This is a genomic window from Streptococcus sp. HMSC076C09 (assembly GCF_001837905.1).
GTDB classification, from domain to species: domain Bacteria; phylum Bacillota; class Bacilli; order Lactobacillales; family Streptococcaceae; genus Streptococcus; species Streptococcus parasanguinis_I.
The window spans coordinates 174446-191636 of the sequence record NZ_KV834647.1 but is presented as its reverse complement, the minus strand read 5'-3'; the positions used below and the strand labels follow the sequence as shown (position 1 = coordinate 191636).

Annotated in this window: 18 protein-coding genes and 1 other RNA gene; all 19 read right to left on the bottom strand. The window is 41.5% G+C overall.

Annotation, left to right across the window (positions count from 1 at the left end; all coding sequences use genetic code 11):
* Nucleotides 1-35: 35 nt before the first annotated feature.
* Nucleotides 36-713, bottom strand: a complete 678-nt coding sequence (locus HMPREF2704_RS07795) for a rhomboid family intramembrane serine protease (RefSeq protein WP_024054928.1) — start codon at nucleotides 711-713, stop codon at nucleotides 36-38.
* A complete protein-coding gene (locus HMPREF2704_RS07790) occupies nucleotides 697-1236 on the bottom strand; it encodes a 5-formyltetrahydrofolate cyclo-ligase (protein WP_070674477.1) in 540 nt (179 codons plus the stop codon). Before HMPREF2704_RS07790 ends, HMPREF2704_RS07795 begins: the two co-directional genes overlap by 17 nt.
* 109 nt (nucleotides 1237-1345) lie before the next feature.
* The gene (locus tag HMPREF2704_RS07785; protein WP_061591265.1) at nucleotides 1346-2479 is read right to left on the bottom strand and encodes an N-acetyldiaminopimelate deacetylase; all 1134 of its coding nucleotides are present in this window, start codon (nucleotides 2477-2479) and stop codon (nucleotides 1346-1348) included.
* Between the two features lie 53 nt (nucleotides 2480-2532).
* The gene (gene dapD / locus HMPREF2704_RS07780; protein ID WP_003016885.1) at nucleotides 2533-3231 is read right to left on the bottom strand and encodes a 2,3,4,5-tetrahydropyridine-2,6-dicarboxylate N-acetyltransferase; all 699 of its coding nucleotides are present in this window, start codon (nucleotides 3229-3231) and stop codon (nucleotides 2533-2535) included.
* Between the two features lie 65 nt (nucleotides 3232-3296).
* On the bottom strand, nucleotides 3297-4535 hold the full coding sequence (locus tag HMPREF2704_RS07775) for a hypothetical protein (RefSeq protein ID WP_061591266.1): 1239 nt from the start codon (nucleotides 4533-4535) through the stop codon (nucleotides 3297-3299).
* Nucleotides 4536-4583: 48 nt separating this feature from the next.
* The gene (locus HMPREF2704_RS07770) at nucleotides 4584-5492 is read right to left on the bottom strand and encodes a hypothetical protein (protein ID WP_024054924.1); all 909 of its coding nucleotides are present in this window, start codon (nucleotides 5490-5492) and stop codon (nucleotides 4584-4586) included.
* A gap of 14 nt (nucleotides 5493-5506) precedes the next feature.
* Complete coding sequence (locus HMPREF2704_RS07765) at nucleotides 5507-6196, bottom strand: hypothetical protein (RefSeq protein WP_049475030.1); 690 nt, start codon at nucleotides 6194-6196, stop codon at nucleotides 5507-5509.
* Nucleotides 6197-6201: 5 nt separating this feature from the next.
* Nucleotides 6202-6909 carry a hypothetical protein gene (locus HMPREF2704_RS07760; RefSeq protein ID WP_049475031.1) on the bottom strand — a complete coding sequence of 236 codons (708 nt, stop codon included), beginning with the start codon at nucleotides 6907-6909 and terminating at the stop codon, nucleotides 6202-6204.
* Nucleotides 6910-7016: 107 nt separating this feature from the next.
* Nucleotides 7017-8105 (bottom strand): hypothetical protein, encoded by a 1089-nt coding sequence (locus HMPREF2704_RS07755; protein ID WP_049471946.1) that lies wholly within the window; start codon nucleotides 8103-8105, stop codon nucleotides 7017-7019.
* A 118-nt stretch (nucleotides 8106-8223) separates the two neighbouring features.
* Nucleotides 8224-9111 carry an LPXTG cell wall anchor domain-containing protein gene (locus HMPREF2704_RS07750; RefSeq protein WP_021154035.1) on the bottom strand — a complete coding sequence of 296 codons (888 nt, stop codon included), beginning with the start codon at nucleotides 9109-9111 and terminating at the stop codon, nucleotides 8224-8226.
* Nucleotides 9112-9451: 340 nt separating this feature from the next.
* Nucleotides 9452-10267 (bottom strand): hypothetical protein, encoded by an 816-nt coding sequence (locus HMPREF2704_RS07745; protein ID WP_021154036.1) that lies wholly within the window; start codon nucleotides 10265-10267, stop codon nucleotides 9452-9454.
* A gap of 18 nt (nucleotides 10268-10285) precedes the next feature.
* Nucleotides 10286-11407, bottom strand: a complete 1122-nt coding sequence (locus tag HMPREF2704_RS07740) for a hypothetical protein (RefSeq protein WP_148131914.1) — start codon at nucleotides 11405-11407, stop codon at nucleotides 10286-10288.
* Between the two features lie 71 nt (nucleotides 11408-11478).
* A complete protein-coding gene (locus tag HMPREF2704_RS07735) occupies nucleotides 11479-12291 on the bottom strand; it encodes a hypothetical protein (RefSeq protein WP_070674480.1) in 813 nt (270 codons plus the stop codon).
* A gap of 111 nt (nucleotides 12292-12402) precedes the next feature.
* The gene (locus tag HMPREF2704_RS07730) at nucleotides 12403-13203 is read right to left on the bottom strand and encodes a hypothetical protein (RefSeq protein WP_024054917.1); all 801 of its coding nucleotides are present in this window, start codon (nucleotides 13201-13203) and stop codon (nucleotides 12403-12405) included.
* Nucleotides 13204-13219: 16 nt separating this feature from the next.
* Nucleotides 13220-13645, bottom strand: a complete 426-nt coding sequence (locus HMPREF2704_RS10905; protein ID WP_024054916.1) for a hypothetical protein — start codon at nucleotides 13643-13645, stop codon at nucleotides 13220-13222.
* Nucleotides 13646-13687: 42 nt separating this feature from the next.
* Nucleotides 13688-14125 carry a hypothetical protein gene (locus tag HMPREF2704_RS10900; RefSeq protein WP_061455819.1) on the bottom strand — a complete coding sequence of 146 codons (438 nt, stop codon included), beginning with the start codon at nucleotides 14123-14125 and terminating at the stop codon, nucleotides 13688-13690.
* A gap of 184 nt (nucleotides 14126-14309) precedes the next feature.
* On the bottom strand, nucleotides 14310-15659 hold the full coding sequence (locus tag HMPREF2704_RS07720; protein WP_061591270.1) for a glucose-6-phosphate isomerase: 1350 nt from the start codon (nucleotides 15657-15659) through the stop codon (nucleotides 14310-14312).
* A gap of 734 nt (nucleotides 15660-16393) precedes the next feature.
* Nucleotides 16394-16489, bottom strand: an RNA gene (gene ffs, locus HMPREF2704_RS07715) — signal recognition particle sRNA small type.
* Between the two features lie 38 nt (nucleotides 16490-16527).
* The gene (gene tadA / locus HMPREF2704_RS07710) at nucleotides 16528-17037 is read right to left on the bottom strand and encodes a tRNA adenosine(34) deaminase TadA (protein WP_176745642.1); all 510 of its coding nucleotides are present in this window, start codon (nucleotides 17035-17037) and stop codon (nucleotides 16528-16530) included.
* Nucleotides 17038-17191 lie beyond the last annotated feature (154 nt).

The window sequence follows — 17191 nt, the reverse complement described above, 5'->3', positions numbered from 1 at the left end:
AATTAAGAGGCTAGGACTTTTGTCCTAGCCTCTTCTTAAAATAGATTCAAGATTTTACCTAAGAAATAAAGCAAAAGTAAGAGATAAGATAGGGCAGCACTCATCTGATAGGTTCGGTTCATAAAACGAGCTTCCCCTCTTACTGGAAAGACATAAGCCAACATGACCCCAGCTACTAAACCACCGATGTGCCCCGCCATACTGATTCCTGGCATGAAGCTAAAGATCAAATTGACCACAATCAAGCTGGTATAGGACTGACTCAAATGGCGAATATAGGGACTTTGGACAATAAAACGCAAAGCACCAATGGTCCCAAACAGTCCAAAGAGGGCTGTAGAAGCTCCTGCCGCAATCACATCTGGCGTAAAAATAGCAACAAAAACATTGCCCATCATTCCTGATAAGAGATAAAGAGCTAAGAAAGCCTTCGATCCAAAGAGATCTTCTGCCAGACGTCCCAAGTAATAGAGGGTGATCATATTGAGCACAAAATGTTCTAGGCCGATATGAACAAATGTAGCTGTCACGATTCGCCATAACTGGCTTGGATCAGCTTCCACAACTTCTCCGATAATCCCACCGCTATAGTAAACAGCAGCACCCGTTTGGTAGTCACTTCCAAATCGGATAAACATGGAAAGAAAGACTGCCGTTGTGACGAGCAATAAGATGCTGGTCACAGGATAACGACGATCAAAGAGCAACTTCATAGACTAGCACCTCCTGAACTGCCTGATCAAACGTATCTGGCTGGAACTCCTTCTGCTGGATGGAATAAATCGTACTAACCGTTTTTCCAGTAAAATCTTCCAAATAACGATCATAATAGCCACCACCATAACCAATTCGGTAGCCTTTTGACTGGAAGACCACGCCTGGTACATGGATCAGATCAATCTCTGACTGATCCACAAGCTTTCCTTTTTCATTGGGCTCCAGCAAACCAAAGCGTGTCTTTTCCAAAATGTCAGGATCGTATTCCACAAATTCCATCCGCCCTTGTGGATAGGTACGGGGAACACAGACGCGTTTTCCAAGTTGAAGAGCAGCTTGGATCAAGCCAGCTGTGGAAACTTCATGGCCAAAAGACAGATAGGTCGCAAGGGTCTTTGCCTCCTGAAAAGCTGGTAACTCCAAGAGGCGCTGAGTCAGCTCTTCATCTGCTTGAGTTTTTATAGTTTGCGGCAGTGCTTTCATAGCTGCAATGGTTTCTTTTCGTAGTGTTTTCTTCATTCCCTACTCCTTTTGTCTAGCTTTTATTGTATCATTTTTTAGGAAAGATCCGAACAGTTTTTTTACAACAAAGAAAAAATCCAACTCCAGACGGAGTTGAATCATTCCTTTATTGGTTGGCCTTCATTTTCAAAAATTTACCAATGTTTTCCACAGCAAAGGGAAGGGCTGCTTCATTTGGGCTCATCTTCGGATGGTGCAAGGCATAAGGGGTATCAATCCCCAGCCAGAACATGACACCCGGGACTTTGCTCAAGAGAAAGCCGAAGTCTTCTCCTGTCATCGCAGGCAGAATATCAATCAGGTTCACGTCTTTCTCAGCTGTGAAAAAGTCCATGAGTTCTTTGGCCAATTCTGGTTGGTTTTCCACAGGCAGGTAGCCCCCTTGCTTGAGTTCCAGGTTCAATTTCACATCAAAGGCTGCTGCAACTCCTTCTGCAATGGCTTTGACCCGTTTTTGAGTCAAAAGGTTCATCTCCATGGTCAAGGTCCGAATGGTCCCATGAAGGAAGGCTGTCTCAGCAATTACATTATTGGTTGTTCCTGCATGCATGGAACCAAAGGTCACCACAGCCCCTTCAATCGGATCGACATTTCGACTCACGACCGATTGGACTTGGGTAATGAAGTAAGAGGCTGCTACAAGAGCGTCATTGGCCTCATGTGGAAAGGCGGCATGCCCTCCCTTTCCTGTAAAGGTGATCTTGACTTCACAGGTCCCCGCAAAAAGGGTACCCGTATTGGTCGCAATGTCCCCCACCTTCAAATCAGGGCGCACATGCAGACCATAAAATTCATCAGGGAGCCAGTCGCCAAAAGCATTGTCCTTATACATGAGCATTCCACCAGCCTCATTTTCTTCAGCTGGTTGGAAGAGAAATAGCAGGTTATTTTTTGGTTGTACTTGGACCAGTTGATCCAAAAGTCCAAGGGCTGTCGTCATGTGCATATCGTGACCACAAGCATGCATCCGTCCTTCGTGCTTGGAGGCAAAATCAAGGCCCGTTTGTTCCACGATCGGTAAGCCATCGATATCTGTCCGCCAACCAATGGTTTTTTCAGGAGCAGACCCATGGAGATAAACCAGGATCCCGGTCCGCCAAGTCCGTTGCTCTACAAATTCCTTGCCCGCTGTGATCTCTGCGATTCTCTCTAAGAGGTAGGCTTGGGTTTCAAACTCTTCCAAGCCAATTTCAGGGATTTGGTGCAAATCCCGTCTGATTTTGATTAAATCCAATGTCATCGTCGTCTTCTTTCTATTAGAATAGAGGCCTTGCGGCCTCTACTATCAATATCTTATAAATTACGCAAGGCGTCTTCGAGTGCTGTTTTTTGTTGTGTTTTTTCATCGATTTCCTTGATGATACGAGCTGGGACACCAGCTACAACCACATTTTCAGGGACATCTTGAGTAACGATAGCGCCAGCGGCAACGACAGAACCGTTCCCTACTTGAACCCCTTCAATCACAACTGCATTGGCACCGACCAATACATTGTCACCGATCCGAACAGGCTCAGCAGAAGCTGGCTCAATGACACCCGCAAGAACGGCACCTGCACCGATGTGGCTGTTTTTACCAACTGTTGCACGGCCACCAAGGATAGCCCCCATATCAATCATGGTTCCTGCACCGATTTCAGCACCGATGTTGATGACAGCACCCATCATCACGACAGCATTGTCTTCGATAGTTACTTGGTCACGGATAATAGCACCTGGTTCGATACGCGCATTTAGATAGCGCTTATCCAGCAAGGGAACAGCTGAATTCCGACCATCTTGTTCCACCACATAATCCTTGTTCTCCGTTAAGTTGGCAAGAAGGGGCTCGATATCTTTCCAGTCACCGAACAAAACATTGCCAAGCTTGGTAACAGAAGCAGGAACAGCCGTTGCCAATTCCCCTTCAAAGGTTACTTTCACATTTGTTTTCTTTTCTGCATTTCCAATAAAAGCGATAATTTCTTGAGCAGACATTTTTTGTGCAGTCATGAGATTCTCCATTCATTTCAATTAAAGGTATCCATATTATACCACAATCCTAGTGAGATGAACACCTAAGGCGACGTGCTTGTAGCCGAATCCTTCAGGCCTGTCATTTCACTAATGGTGCGATTGCTTCCAAAGTGAATCGTAACTAAATGCGCATCAGAAAGTTTGTAGTAAAAGATTAAGAAGGACTCTGAACTCATCATACTCGACCAAGAAACACGGTTAGGAATTCCTACGGTATTCACAAGATCTGAATAGCTGGTTCCTATTTTAATATTGGCAAAATCCTCTCTGTTCAAACTGCCATTTTTATTGGCTAATCGCTCACTGTTTAGGTTCTCAAAATCAAGAGAAGATAAACGGTCACCAACAATATTTGAAAGTAAAACTGTTACGGAAGAAGGAGAGCCTTCCGACTGATAATCCAATTGTGTCATAAAAGGACTGACACCACCTTCTTGGTAGGTTTCTTCCCCACCACTAGCCTTCCCCAGTACAGCTACCACATCCTGCGGAGACAGATAAGTTGAAGAGGTACGGCCTTGATCCTCCTCACTTAAACCAGGAATCAGGGAAATCGCCTTCTCATAGGTCACTTGAAACTGAAATTCACCTTCCGGTGCAATCAAGGTACTCGTACCACTCTTCAAAGTTTCCTTTCTGGTTCCATAAGACTGGCCAGGACTTCCGTATTCACTAGTAGTAGAAGAAGGAGCTTCCTTACTATGGATACCTCCTGAAGCCAGATAGGCAAATAAGCCCAGCATGGCCAATAATCCAAAAAAGGCTGCTAGCGAAGACCCTTCACTCTTAGAGGAAGGAGAGTAGGTTTTCGTCCTATCCGATTGGGAGTCTAGTACCGTTTGTCTTGGTTCTGAATGCCTGCCTCCCCCTATTGAAGCCAGGTCAGCTTCTGAAATCAAGCGACTCCCACCCTGGTGCTCTACTCTTTCCTCGCCCTTAGGAAACTGCTCTATTGCATCTTGTGTTGGTGGTTGTGATGTTAGCGGTCTGTCAGGCGAGTCTTCAAGCAATACTTCCTTTTGCTCATCTATAGCTTTCTCAGTACCAAGCGCCGGTTGGTTTTTTGGCTCCTCTACTTGCTTCACTGGTTCAGGAAAAACGGAGGACTCTATCACTTCTGTTTCTTTTAGGAGCGTATCTTCCAGCCATTCATCCCTATTTTCAATGCTCTGGTTGGTTGAAGTGGAACTTTTCACTAGACTAGTTTCTTCTTCTAGCTGGCGTTTCGCAAATCGACTCTTGTGTTCATTTCGTAGGTGGGACCAGTCTTTCTTTCCCATTGTTCCCTCCTTATTATTCTATGGCAAATTCATTCGGGCTAACTGTTTTTACTGTGCTGTAGGTGTCGAAGAAGAAGCTGGTGTGCTCGCTTCCACTTTAGGTGTGATATCCTTGATGGTTTGCCGGCTATCAAATTGGATTTGAACCGTTTGGGAATCAGCCAATCGATAAGTAAAGGTCGGTGCTTCACCGTAACCTAAAAATCCGGACACATCTACCTCATCTGGAATCCCCACCGAATTAAGCAAATCTAAATAAGGCATCCCAACTTTGATATTAGTAAAATCGTCCTTCGTTAAACTGCCATTCTTATTTGCAAAACGATCACTTTTTAAGTGTTTCAAACTTAAAAGAGAAATCCTGTAATAGGCACCCATTTTTTCAAGGAGAACCTTCCCATATGCATCATCTGATTGGTAATCTAAGGTCAGCAAAAAAGGACTTGAACTGCTGTCACTATACGATGCCTCTCCTCGGGTTGCTTTACCTAATGCTGCAACGATATCTTTGGGATCCACAGTTCCAAAAGATGTCTTTTTGTCATCCACTGCAAAATCAGGAATGAGAGACATGGCTTTTTCATAGGTTGTCTCAAATTGAACTTCCTTAGCAGATGCGACATAAGAACTATTTTCACTATTTAGATATTCTTTTCTGATACTATTCCGTGAAAAACTGTCAGCTCCATTGCTTGAGGAAGATGAAGAAAGATCCTTGTTGCCTGTGTTTTGAAGTACGAATACAAAAGCTACTAACAAGGCGAACCACCCAAAAAATCGCAAAAGCGAACCAATCCCCTCTTTTGAGGAAGAAGGGGAAGACTCCATCATATCTGAATGGCTACTAGTATCCTGATGATTGTCCATCCCTAATGAAGCCAGATCGGCTTCTGAAATCAAGCGGCTCCCACCCTGGTGAGAGGAAGCTGCCTTGATGTCTGTCCGTTGATCGTCCAATGATATCTCCCTTCTTATACTAACACTAATTTCTTGCCTTTTTTCTTGAATTCCATCACCACTTCTGGCTGCCCTGCTACCTGGTAAGTCGCGCGATAGCCCATACCGCCATCTGGCATTTCCCCCCAGACCAAGCGTTGAGGATTTCCTAGTTGCTTAATAAGCTGGGCGAATTCTGTACCTTTTTTCTCTTTTTCAGTAGTGATTTCTTTCTCACTGCTTGCTTTTTCTTTTGCATCCAACAAATTCGTCGCATCCACTGTCGTCAAGCGATACCCCTGGTCTTTTTCCTGTTCAAACCACAAGGTTACACTTTTCTTGCCCTGATCGGTTTGCTTAGCCGCATAAGTCAAGACAAGAACGGTTTTATCCCCTTGAGCTGTCTTTGTGTAGCGAACTTTTTGGGCTTTTCCCCATTCAGTCACAACTGTTTCCAAGCGGGTTCCTGGTTGCTGAGTCTGCTTAAGACGAACTTTCAAATTCGCCACAGCTTCGATGGTCCATTTAAACTGCTTGATTTCTTGTTCCTTGCTGACCAAATTCTGATAATCCTTTGGCTGGAAACGAGTCAGTGTTTGGTCCTCCTTGGTATCGGTTCCTTGCTCTTGCACCTGGATGCTTGCAATCGCAAGTAACACTCCTAAAACAAAACACAAAAACGGCAGCAAGAGTTCTTTTCGATTCTTTTTCATCCACTCGATCATCTGCTTCACCCCTTCTTCGTCAACCGATACTGACCAGTCTGGTCGCGTTCAAAAGTCAAAGAGACCAGTCCATCTGTCACCTGATAAGACAGGGCTAAGACTTGCTTGTCCTTTGCAGAGGTCAAACTAAGAGAATTGGGAAGACCTGATTTTTTCAAAATATCTTCTACTGCTGTCCCCTTTTCCTTTTTTCCATCTAGCGTCTGATAGCCTGTAAAATCTGCTAGTTTTAAATTCTTTTTGCTCTGATAGTGAGCCGACTTGGGTGCAAATCCTTGAATCGAGCTCAAATAAAAGGTATCATCCTGCTTTTGAAATTCTATGGTATAAGGATAAATCCCCTGCACAGGAGTCCCATAACCTAGCTGGACTTGCGCTCCAAAACTCGTATCTTCTTGTGTAAAACTCGCTGCTTTTCCAATTTTTTTGACGAATGCAGATAAAGTCACCCAATTTTTTTGTGTCTTTCCTTCTTCCCTTACAAGCTCCAATGATAACAAGTCTTCTAAAGCCGGCTCTTTGGAAGAAGACGCAACAAATTGCTGGCTATCTTCGTGCATGCGAGACAAACTCAACAAGCGATCTTTGGGCAAGGTTTTCACTGGATGAATTATAAACACCAAGCAAACACCAACCATAAAAGCCAGCAAAGCACTTGCAGCTTTTTGGAGGATCCGCTTATGACGTTCTATCCACTGTTTCATTTCTTCCATCCTTCATGCTCTTTCTATTCAAACTCTTTCTATTGTATAGAAAATTAGCGTATTTGTCTCGTCTTATCCCAAAAAAGAGGCGCTTGCCTCTTTCTTGTCTGATCCTTTTAGTAGCTGTCTTTACTGCTCAAGAGAAAATCTCCATTTTCTTGGCGAATAAAGGTCAAATCCACGTAGTCCCCATTTTTCTTTTGGAAGTCCATGACCAATTCTATCTCGTCTGAATCATCAGATGAACTCACCGTCAGATTGACTGCATCACCGTATTTTTCTAAAAGCTCTTTGTAAGAGGTTCCTCCAGCACCGGTCTCACTATTTCCAACTTTGAATCCATCTGCAAAGTTGTCCTCAACCGTAAGATTTTTCCCAAATTGATTAAATTCAAATTTGACAAGCTGGAATTCTTTCCCTTTCTTAGAGTAAGTCGCTTTGACCTCTTTATTATAAGAGTTATCATCCCAAAATAATTTCAATTCTCCACTTTCAAATTGAACGGAGCTAGCTTTCCCATAAGCTTCAATCATTTCCTCAGGAGTCTCCCCAGCATCACTTCCTGTTAAAAACTGAAGTTGCTCGATATCAGACTGTTTCCAGCTAAAATCAACTTCCGCGTCTTCTGCGGTCAATTGATCCAAATCGATATTGGAAGACGAACCAGACTGGTTACCTGACCAAGAAGTCTGCTTTCTAGATGATGACGTGCTAGGGCTAGCATGACCAATCAAATAGCCACTGACTCCACCGATAAGAAGCCCAACTAAAATCCCAAGGGCAAAACGAATCGCCTTCTTGTCCGCAGTATCCATCGGTCTTCCAACAGGAGAAAGAGGAGCTTGTGGAATAGGTGTCTCAGGAACAGGCACTGTTTGCGGACCAATTGGTTCAGCTGCCATATTTTGAGGAGCTTGAGGTGCAGGTTGGAATGGAGGAGTCGGTTGGGGAGCAGCAACTACATCCGGATGTTCTCCAACAGTTGCTTCATCCACCTTTGGAAGCTCCACCGTTTCTGAAATAACTGGCTCGTTTGCCTCTTCTTTCATTGCTTCCGTCTCCGTCACTGAAAGGCCACTAGCTTCTGGAACGACCAAGTCTTCGGCTTCTTCTTTTGGGACAAAGGCTGGCGCAGCCACATCAAATTGAGGCGCACCCTCTACGGGAGTATGTTTCATAAATTGTTCTTGATCTTTCTCGGACATTTCGAATTCTCCTTTTTATTCTTCTCTTCTACTATAACATAAAACCAAGCAAGGACCAACTCCTGTCTGGATGGACTAAAAAAGATCGGAGAGATATCCGACCTTTTAGATGCTTATCTTAAAATTTCTTGCGAAGGGAGACAATAGCAATCCCTGCAAGTGAGAGCAAGCCCAATGTTGCCAAAACGACACCTGTTTCTTGACCTGTTTTTGGCAATAAACGGCCAACTACAGATTTGCTTGAGTCGCTTGAATGTGAGGAAGAACTAGAAGAAGAGCTTGAGCTCGATGAAGAAGTTGAACTTGAGGAGCTTGAAGATGAGCTGCTTGAAGATGAGCTCGATGAGCTACTTGAGCTTGAAGACGAACTACTTGAGCTACTTGAACTAGAAGATGAGCTACTTGAGCTTGAGGATGGGCTTGTTGTACTTGGTGAAGTCGACCCATCTGTACCAGGGCTTTTATAGCCTGCAATGAAATTACGATAAATTGGGTTGGAACTTTCAAGTGAATCCACCATCAAGCGTCCTGATCCATCGTAAGCAAGGGACACTGTTACTTCCCCTTCTCCATTATCCAACTGTTTAAAGCGACCATCATCTTTTGTAGTCTGACGAATGTAGAGTTTAACAGTTCCAGAATTCAGTCCAGAGAGATCCACATCATCAAATTCGATCGTCCCATCTGCTGTATTTTGCCCTTTAGCAACTGTCTCTTCTTCGCCACCTTCAGATTTGTAGATCAATGCAAATTGGTAGGCTCCCGCATCATGCGCACTTTCTTTCTTGCCTTCACGCGCTCCCACTACATCGACACGACCTGTTTTCAATTTCAAAGAAAGCTGATTCGATTCGAAACCTTCATATGTTGGTTTTTGAACAAGGTCTAGCTGACCATTTTTGTACTCATAAACCGCAGCTTTTGTATTCGCAGATACTGGTTGGGCAATTGCCATTCCACCAAGCATAGATGAAAGTAACAAGAATTTAGCCAAGTTCTTTTTCATATTTTCATTCCTTTTTCAATTATTTTCATTCACCTTTCATTTTATAATATGAAACAACAAATGACAACTTTTATGTTCAAATAACTTTTTATATTAAAGGATTTGAGTATAAAATACGTGTCTATAGCTATTGTCTAGCTAGAAACCCTGTATCATCAGTATTTTAGAAATGAGATTAGCAAATGATCGAAAATAATAACTAGTTAGTGTTTTTATAATTGAATCTAAGGGGAAAGTTTATGAAATTACTTTACAAGTAAAAAAAAAACGACCTCTTGCGAAGTCGTTCGGGTACAAACGAGAATATATGGACCTTCCTTTTTAAAGACCGATTTCCTTTCTAATCTTCATCTCCTTTTAAAGCCAAACGATAATCCCCATCTGCTTGCTGGATAAATTTTAATTTATATTCATCTTCATCTGATCCAGATGACTTAAAACGGATTTCCATTTCATTCGTAATGGCCTTAGTTTTATAGTCCTGGTCTGCTCTTATCGAAATAGAGGATGGGGTATTGCTACTAAGAACTTCTTTATAAGATATTCCATCCTTCCCTGTTTTGGGATCTCCTACTTTCAATTTATCATAATCATCGGTCGCCATTGGATTGGCATCCGCTGTGTCATAATCTTCTGAGAAATATAGATTGCGTAGATAATAATGACCATCTATTTTCATAAAGGTCAGATTCATCTCGTTAGCGGTCTTATAATCGGTGCTTTCTTCATCTGTATCGTCCCTCTCGAGTTTGCCCCATTCTAACTCAACAGTTGTCCCATTAAATGAACCTTTTAAAGCTTTCCCATACTTCTTTACGACCTCTTCGATAGACATCGCATCCTCTTTGTCATCGTAGGTAGCGAATTTCAAGTCTCCGAGATTTGAAATATCCCAATCAAATGCTGTCTCTTTTGGGTCTATATAGCGAGAAGATATATCGCGTTTTGAGACTGTACTATCTGCAGTGGTATGTAAACGGGGATAAGCTTTCTTGGTTACGGCATTCACACCAAAAGAATGGCCAATAATAAGACCAATCACTAATCCTAAAACAATTGACCCAATCACACATCCAATGAACAAGCCCTTTCCGCTTTTTTGAGGGCCAGGATTTACTGGTACACCAAAGGGTACCTGTGTTTGATTTATACTCATCTCTCTTCTATCCTCCTCTTAATTTAGTTCCGCACCAATATAGCGAAATTCTCCATCAGGCTGTGCTAAAAATTTCAAAACTTTAAAATCCCCATCAACCTCACAGAGTACTGTAGCCACTACACGTGTAGACTTAAATGTTTCCCCATTGGCAGTTAGTTTGCGCTCTGTCCCAATTTCGACGGTTTTTCGATGTTTTTTCAAAAACTCAGATAATCTTGTCCCACCTTGCCCTGTCTGCTTGTTTCCTTTTTTCAGACTTCGAAATTCCTTTTCAGTCAAGGCGCGATTGCTCGAGGCATCATCGCTATCATCATCATCCTCTGGATTTTTATGCTCATACAATTCATCTAATTCCGTCACGGACACACTTTTTAAATAATAATTGCCATCGACTTCGTCAAATCTCATTCTCAAATTCTGATGTTCAGTAGCCTTTGAGTCATTCCAAGTAAACTCCATTGCATTCTTTTTATATTCAACACTGGATGCTAACCCATAGACTTCTACAATCTGATCTGCTGTCAAACCATAACCTTCCCGATTGGTGTAACTCAACAAGCCAAGATCCTTGAAAGTCCATGTGAAAATGACCTTTTCTTTATCCGTTACAAAACCTGCTTTTGTTTCATTTGCTTCGGTCTTTGCACGTTCTAAACGTTTAAATCGTTGCGACTCCTTACTTGTTTGAGAGGATTGTCCCCAAATATATCCGCTCACACCACCGAAAAGCCCACTAATCACAAGCGCTAAAAGTGAAAATAGTACTAATTTTTTCCACTTGTGCTTTGGCTTAGTTGGATAGGACCACTGAGGCGGAAGCATTTGTGGATTTGTTTCTTCAAATGGATAAGCAGGGCCCTGCATTTGAACTCCTCTCACCTGTCCTTCTCCTTGTGGTGTCTCTTGCATCTGTGGCTCTTCCGGCACTGAAAAAGGCTGTTTATCTTCTGTAGTCATACTCTCTCCTTTTGATTCTCTTTGTCTCATTTGATGATCACAGTGAGTGAAAATCATTTGATGAACAAAGTATAAAAATGCTCCTTCTACTATATCATAAATCTCCTGATGGCGCCAATTCATCACTAAATGGGGAAATAGGCACAAAAAAACGACCTCTTGCGAGATCGTTTTATCCAAATGCTGTTACATTCTCAAGTCGGTATTCCCCTTGCTGATTCTTTTTAAATGATAAGGTTATTTTTCTTTGATCAGTTGTAAAGTATAGGATATATATAACTATTTTCCCCTTCATACAGGTTGTTACTGTAACTGTTCTTAGGGATTCCAAACTGGCTTATAGCCTCCATTAACCCAATCCCTTCCTGACCACTTTTAGGCAAATAAGAACGATATTCTTCTAAAGTTTTATTCGCCTTGCCCGCTTGAGCTTTAGTAACTTCAAGATAGACACGCTCGACACGACTTTTTCCTTCAAACTCATTAATAATAATTTTGAAAAAACCCTGTTGGTCAGAAAGCTTATAATAAAAGGTTACCCGTTCTTTCCCCGAGGAATCATAATCAAGTAAACCTGCAAACGCCTTTCCATATTTCTCAATTATTTCTGAAGGCGTTAGCGTTTGCTTCTTTGTAGCATCCATTAGCTCAAAGACTTCATCAACTGAAAAAACTCTTACTTGAGACGGATCAACCCACTCAGAATTTTCTTTTTTCAATATCTGTCCAATTTTTTTATTCTCACTTTTGCACGCTTGAATATTCGAGGAGCTGGTAGAAGATTTCTTTTTTTGATATCTTTCCGAAGATCTTATGATCTTATTTTCGGGTCTATGAACGACTGTTTTTTTATAATACCAGACTCCTATCAGAAAAAATACGAATACAACGATCACTGACAAGAGTACTCGGATTATGTTACGTGAAATCCGAAATCCTATTTGTTTCTTTTGATCTTCAAAAATCGCCCCTTGAGGTCCTTCATCCGAAAATGCACTCGGAAAAGAGTACAGATTCCCATGATTCTTAGACCATTCACGTTGTACTTTTCTTCCTCTTGACATGTCGTACTCCTTAACTTTATTATCTTACCCTACTATAGCATTAAAAACTGTATCACAGTATATATATGTCTTCCCCATTCTAGTCACCAAGTATTTCATGAAATGAATGTTCTATTTACTTTCCTCTTTTGTCGCCAAACAGTAATCTCCGTTTTCTTGTTTATAGAATGTTAGTTTATATATTTTTTTATATGATATTTTTTTAAATTCAATTACCATTTTCGTTTTATTTTCATGAGTGATTTTATCTTGGTCTGCCGACATCATGATAGACCCTGAATGATTATTTTTAAGTACTTCTGAATATGAAACTCCACCTTTCCCGGTTTCTGGATTCCCTACTTTCAGACCGTTATATTTATCGGCAGGCATCTGATCTTTCTCTAAATCATTAGAATTTCTGTCATAATTAATGCTTTTAAGGTAATACCTTCCCTCTGCTTTCTCAAAATAAGCAAATATCATCTCATTAGAACTATTCTCATTAACGTCAGATTTATCAAGGTTTTGCCATATTAACTCAATTTTATCATCATGAATTAATGCCTCTTGAGCTTTTCCATATTTCTCTAAGAAATCATCAATCATGACACCTTGTTTAGGGTTTTCTCGACTCCCAAACTTCAATTCTAAAAGCTGGGATATGTTCCAAGAAAAAGCAGAATCTTTTGGAGCTATAATCTTTTTAGATTGATCACGTATGGAGCGACTATTTTTTGTACGTGTTTTTAGCACAGGATAGGCTTTTTTAGTAATCATATTAACACCTTTAGAATAACCGATAGCCAGCCCTATAATCATTCCTAGCAAAATGTACCCAATAGAAGAAGCAATCCAAAAATCTTTTCCAACTCTTCTAAGTTTATCATTCCACCAACTATTATTTGATTTCATAAGTCGATTTATTTTCATTTTTCATTAATCTCCCTTAGAAGCGTTTCGATCCAATGTAAAGAAATTCTCCATCTGGCTGCGCCACAAATAGAAATGTTTTATAATCACCATCTACTTGATAGGTTACATTCGCAAGCACTCTATTAGATTTATATTCTTCTCCTTCACTTGTTATTTTTTTCTCGGTCTCTATTTCAACGGATGCCCGATGTTTTTTCAAGATTTCTGACAATGGAGTCCCGCCTTTTCCAGTGTTTTTATCTCCTTTCATCAGATTTTGATACTCTTCTGTCGTCAAACGAAATTCATATGCACTATCGTCACTATTTTCTTTTTGTTCTTTAGATATCTTTTGGGAAGATAAGCCATACAAGTCTCGAATGGATACACTCTTTAAATAATAGTTATTATTATATTTTTCAAATTCAAAACTTAAGTCTTGCTGGTTTGAACCGATCAAATTAGTCCAACTTAGACTTAATCCATCTTGATTATATCTAGCTTATGAAGCTAAACCATAATTTTCTACAATCTGATCCGCTGTTAATCCAAGTTTAGATGAATTATTATAACTTAACAAACCTAAATCCTTAAGTGTCCATAAAAAGATGACGTCATTTTTTTTGGATACGAAACCAGTTTTTGTTTTTTTCGCCTCCTCTTTCACTCGAGTTAAGAGTTCGAAACGTTGGGATTCTTTGACTGTCTGAGCAGACTTCCCCCATGCATAACCAGCAATTTTACCAAATAATAAACTAATCACTCCGCATAACATGATGATTAAAGCCAACATTGATAATAAAATTATTTTTTTCCAATTACGTTTGGATCGCATCTCAACAGTTGCCTCTAACTGATCTTTTTGAAGTTCATTGGGAAAAGATTCCTTTATTTGCTCCTCTTCCGGCACTGCAAAAGACTGTTTATCTTCTCTTGTCATACTCTCTCCTTTTTGATTCTCTTTGTCTCATTTGATGATCATAGTGAGTGAAAATCATTTGATGAACAAAGTATAAAAATGCTCCTTCTACTATATCATAAATCTCCTGATGGCACCAATTCATCACTAAATGGGGAAATAGATACAAAAAAACGACCTCTTACGAAGCCGTTTTGTCTATTGATTAAAGACGAGCGTTGAGTTCTGCTCCAAGTTCTTCAAATCCTGGTTTACCAAGAAGGGCAAACATATTTTTCTTGTAGGCTTCAACACCTGGTTGGTCAAATGGGTTGATCGCGTTCAAGTAACCTGAAAGGGCGATGGCCAATTCGAAGAAGTAGATGGCATAACCAAGAGTGAAGGCATCTTGCTCAGGAAGAGTTACGTACATGTTTGGCACGTCACCGTCAGTGTGGGCAAGAAGAACACCGTCAGTTGCTTTTTTGTTTACGAAGTCAACGTCTTTTCCTTGGAGGTAACCAAGTCCATCAAGGTCTTCTTCCAATGTAGGGATGATCACGTTCTTACGTGGTTTGTCCACACGGACAACTGTTTCAAACATGATACGAGTTCCTTCTTGGATAAACTGACCCAATGAGTGCAAGTCTGTTGAGAAGTTAGCTGAAGTTGGGTAGATCCCTTTTTGGTCTTTTCCTTCTGACTCACCAGCCAATTGTTTCCACCATTCTGAGAAGTATTGAAGGGATGGCTCGTAGTTTACCAAGATTTCGGTAGCATATCCTTTACGGTAAAGGATGTTACGAACTGCTGCGTATTGGTATGCTTCGTTTTCAGAGATTTTATCTGAAGTGTAGTCTTTACGAGCTGCGTTTGCACCTTCCATAAGGGCTTTGATATCTGCGCCTGATGCAGCAATTGGAAGCAATCCAACTGGTGTCAAGACTGAGAAGCGTCCACCGATATCATCTGGAACTACAAATGTTTCCCAACCATTGGCATCTGCTTCTACTTTTACAGCACCTTTGGCACGGTCAGTTGTCGCGTAGATCCGTTTATTGGCTTCTTCTTGACCATATTTCTTCACCAAGAGTTCTTTGAAGACACGGAAAGCGATCGCTGGTTCAGTTGTTGTACCTGATTTAGAAATCACGTTGACTGAGAAATCTTTATCTGAAACATACTCTACCAAGTCAGCAAGGTAAGTAGATGAGATGGAGTTTCCAGCGTAAAGGATTTGTGGCGCTTTGCGTTCTTCTTTTGTTTGCAAGTTTGCAAAGTGGTGGTTCAAGAAGTCAATGGCAGCTTTCGCTCCAAGGTATGATCCACCGATACCGATCACGACCAAAACATCGCTGTCTGCTTTGATTTGTTCAGCAGCTTTCAAGATGCGGTCAAATTCTTCACGGTCATAATTTTCAGGAAGGTCCAACCAACCTAGGAAGTCACTACCAGCACCTGTTCCTTTACGGATCAATTCATCAGCTGCAGTCACTTGTGGTTGCATATATTCCACTTCATGTGGGGCAACAAATTTACCCAAAACTTTTGAGTAGTCAAATTTAATATGAGACATGTTATTCCTCCAAAATTTCTTCTTCTCTATGATATCGCTTTACAGGAATTTTATCAAGGGAAACCACCCTGTAAAGCGTTTTCATTTGCTAATTTTTTTATTTTCACAAATCAAGCAACGACGCAATAGCAATCGTTTGCATATTTGCACTATTTTTGACTAGAAAATCCAAAAAAAGAAGCTTCTCACGAAACTCTATTTTTTCTCTTTTATTCTTTGAATATAAACATGACTCTGGTAAGTGATAGCCCTCACGTCGCTTCACTCCTCAGGATCAATATCTCTAAGTTCGGTTACGCCTTACAGGCTTTTTTCATTTTACGCTATAGCCCTCACGTCGCTTCGATCCTCAGGATAAATATCTCTAAGCTCGGTTGCACCTTACAGGCTAATTTCATTTACGCTATAGCCCTCACGTCGCTTTGCTCCTCAGGATCAATATCTCTAAGCTCGGTTGCGCCTTATAGGCTAATTTCATGTTACGCTATAGCCCTCACGTCGCTTCGCTCCTCAGGATCAATATCTCTAAGCTCGGTCGCGCCTTACAGGCTAATTTCATTTACGCTATAGCCCTCACGTCGCTTCGCTCCTCAGGATCAATATCTCTCTAAACTCATCTGCGACTTGCAGGCTTGTTTCGTTAAGAGCATTCATAGGTTTACAGCTTTTTCCCTAACGGGAAAAACTGCATCCATTGCTCTAGGATTCATCTGCGTCCCTTGGACTTGATTCATCAAGAGCAATAGAAAAGAGCACACAGTTCACTTCGCTTAGGGCTGCTGGATTCCTCCCCTGACCCGCTTCACGCAGAACTGTTGCTCCGATAGGTATTATATCATAATTTGTTCGATTTGCAAAGGTCCGGTTTTTATTCTTTTGTTTCGGCCTTGGCTGCGAGCTTGGCTTGTTTTTTTCGTTCCCGACCTTGGCGGAAGAAGGTCTGCATGATGGCTGCACATTCTGCTTCCAAGATTCCTGTTTCTACTTCGACTCGGTGATTGAGGCGCTCATCTGTCAAAATGTCATAGAGGCTTCCTGCTCCACCGAACTTCTGATTGGTCGCCCCGTAAATCACCTGGGGAATGCGAGCCAGACCGATGGCGCCACTGCACATGACACAGGGCTCAATCGTGACAAAAAGCGTCGTATCCAGCAGGCGCCAGCTATTTTCACGCTGATTGGCCTCCTCGATCGCCATGATTTCCGCATGCATGACCGCCCGCTGCAGCTCCTCACGCGCATTATGTCCACGCCCGATAATCTGACCATCCTTGACCAAGACACAGCCAATCGGTATTTCATCATTGGCGAGGGCAATCTCCGCCTCCTTCAGGGCTTCCCTCATAAACATCGCTTTTTCCTCTATCGTGTAGTCCATCTCTTCCTTCTTCCTTTTAGTTTCTTTGTTCATTATACCATAGGCAGCTTACGACTCACAAAAAAAGCCGCCGATTGGGCGACTCTTATGGGAGATTATTATGAAAAAGTTTAGGAGGTTTAAACAAAGTTAGGAGGTCTTTGTTTATGCTTCT

Bases quoted from the DNA above. Each gene is read 5' to 3' on its own strand.
- HMPREF2704_RS07730 (WP_024054917.1), bottom strand. From the start codon at position 13,203: ATGAAAATAAATCGACTTATGAAATCAAATAATAGTTGGTGGAATGAT.
- HMPREF2704_RS07735 (WP_070674480.1), bottom strand. From the start codon at position 12,291: ATGTCAAGAGGAAGAAAAGTACAACGTGAATGGTCTAAGAATCATGGG.
- HMPREF2704_RS07745 (WP_021154036.1), bottom strand. From the start codon at position 10,267: ATGAGTATAAATCAAACACAGGTACCCTTTGGTGTACCAGTAAATCCT.
- HMPREF2704_RS07760 (WP_049475031.1), bottom strand. From the start codon at position 6,909: ATGGAAGAAATGAAACAGTGGATAGAACGTCATAAGCGGATCCTCCAA.
- HMPREF2704_RS07775 (WP_061591266.1), bottom strand. From the start codon at position 4,535: ATGGGAAAGAAAGACTGGTCCCACCTACGAAATGAACACAAGAGTCGA.
- HMPREF2704_RS07720 (WP_061591270.1), bottom strand. From the start codon at position 15,659: ATGTCTCATATTAAATTTGACTACTCAAAAGTTTTGGGTAAATTTGTT.
- HMPREF2704_RS07750 (WP_021154035.1), bottom strand. From the start codon at position 9,111: ATGAAAAAGAACTTGGCTAAATTCTTGTTACTTTCATCTATGCTTGGT.
- HMPREF2704_RS07795 (WP_024054928.1), bottom strand. From the start codon at position 713: ATGAAGTTGCTCTTTGATCGTCGTTATCCTGTGACCAGCATCTTATTG.
- tadA (WP_176745642.1), bottom strand. From the start codon at position 17,037: ATGGACTACACGATAGAGGAAAAAGCGATGTTTATGAGGGAAGCCCTG.
- HMPREF2704_RS07785 (WP_061591265.1), bottom strand. From the start codon at position 2,479: ATGACATTGGATTTAATCAAAATCAGACGGGATTTGCACCAAATCCCT.
- HMPREF2704_RS07755 (WP_049471946.1), bottom strand. From the start codon at position 8,105: ATGTCCGAGAAAGATCAAGAACAATTTATGAAACATACTCCCGTAGAG.
- dapD (WP_003016885.1), bottom strand. From the start codon at position 3,231: ATGACTGCACAAAAAATGTCTGCTCAAGAAATTATCGCTTTTATTGGA.
- HMPREF2704_RS07765 (WP_049475030.1), bottom strand. From the start codon at position 6,196: ATGATCGAGTGGATGAAAAAGAATCGAAAAGAACTCTTGCTGCCGTTT.
- HMPREF2704_RS10900 (WP_061455819.1), bottom strand. From the start codon at position 14,125: ATGACAAGAGAAGATAAACAGTCTTTTGCAGTGCCGGAAGAGGAGCAA.
- HMPREF2704_RS07790 (WP_070674477.1), bottom strand. From the start codon at position 1,236: ATGAAGAAAACACTACGAAAAGAAACCATTGCAGCTATGAAAGCACTG.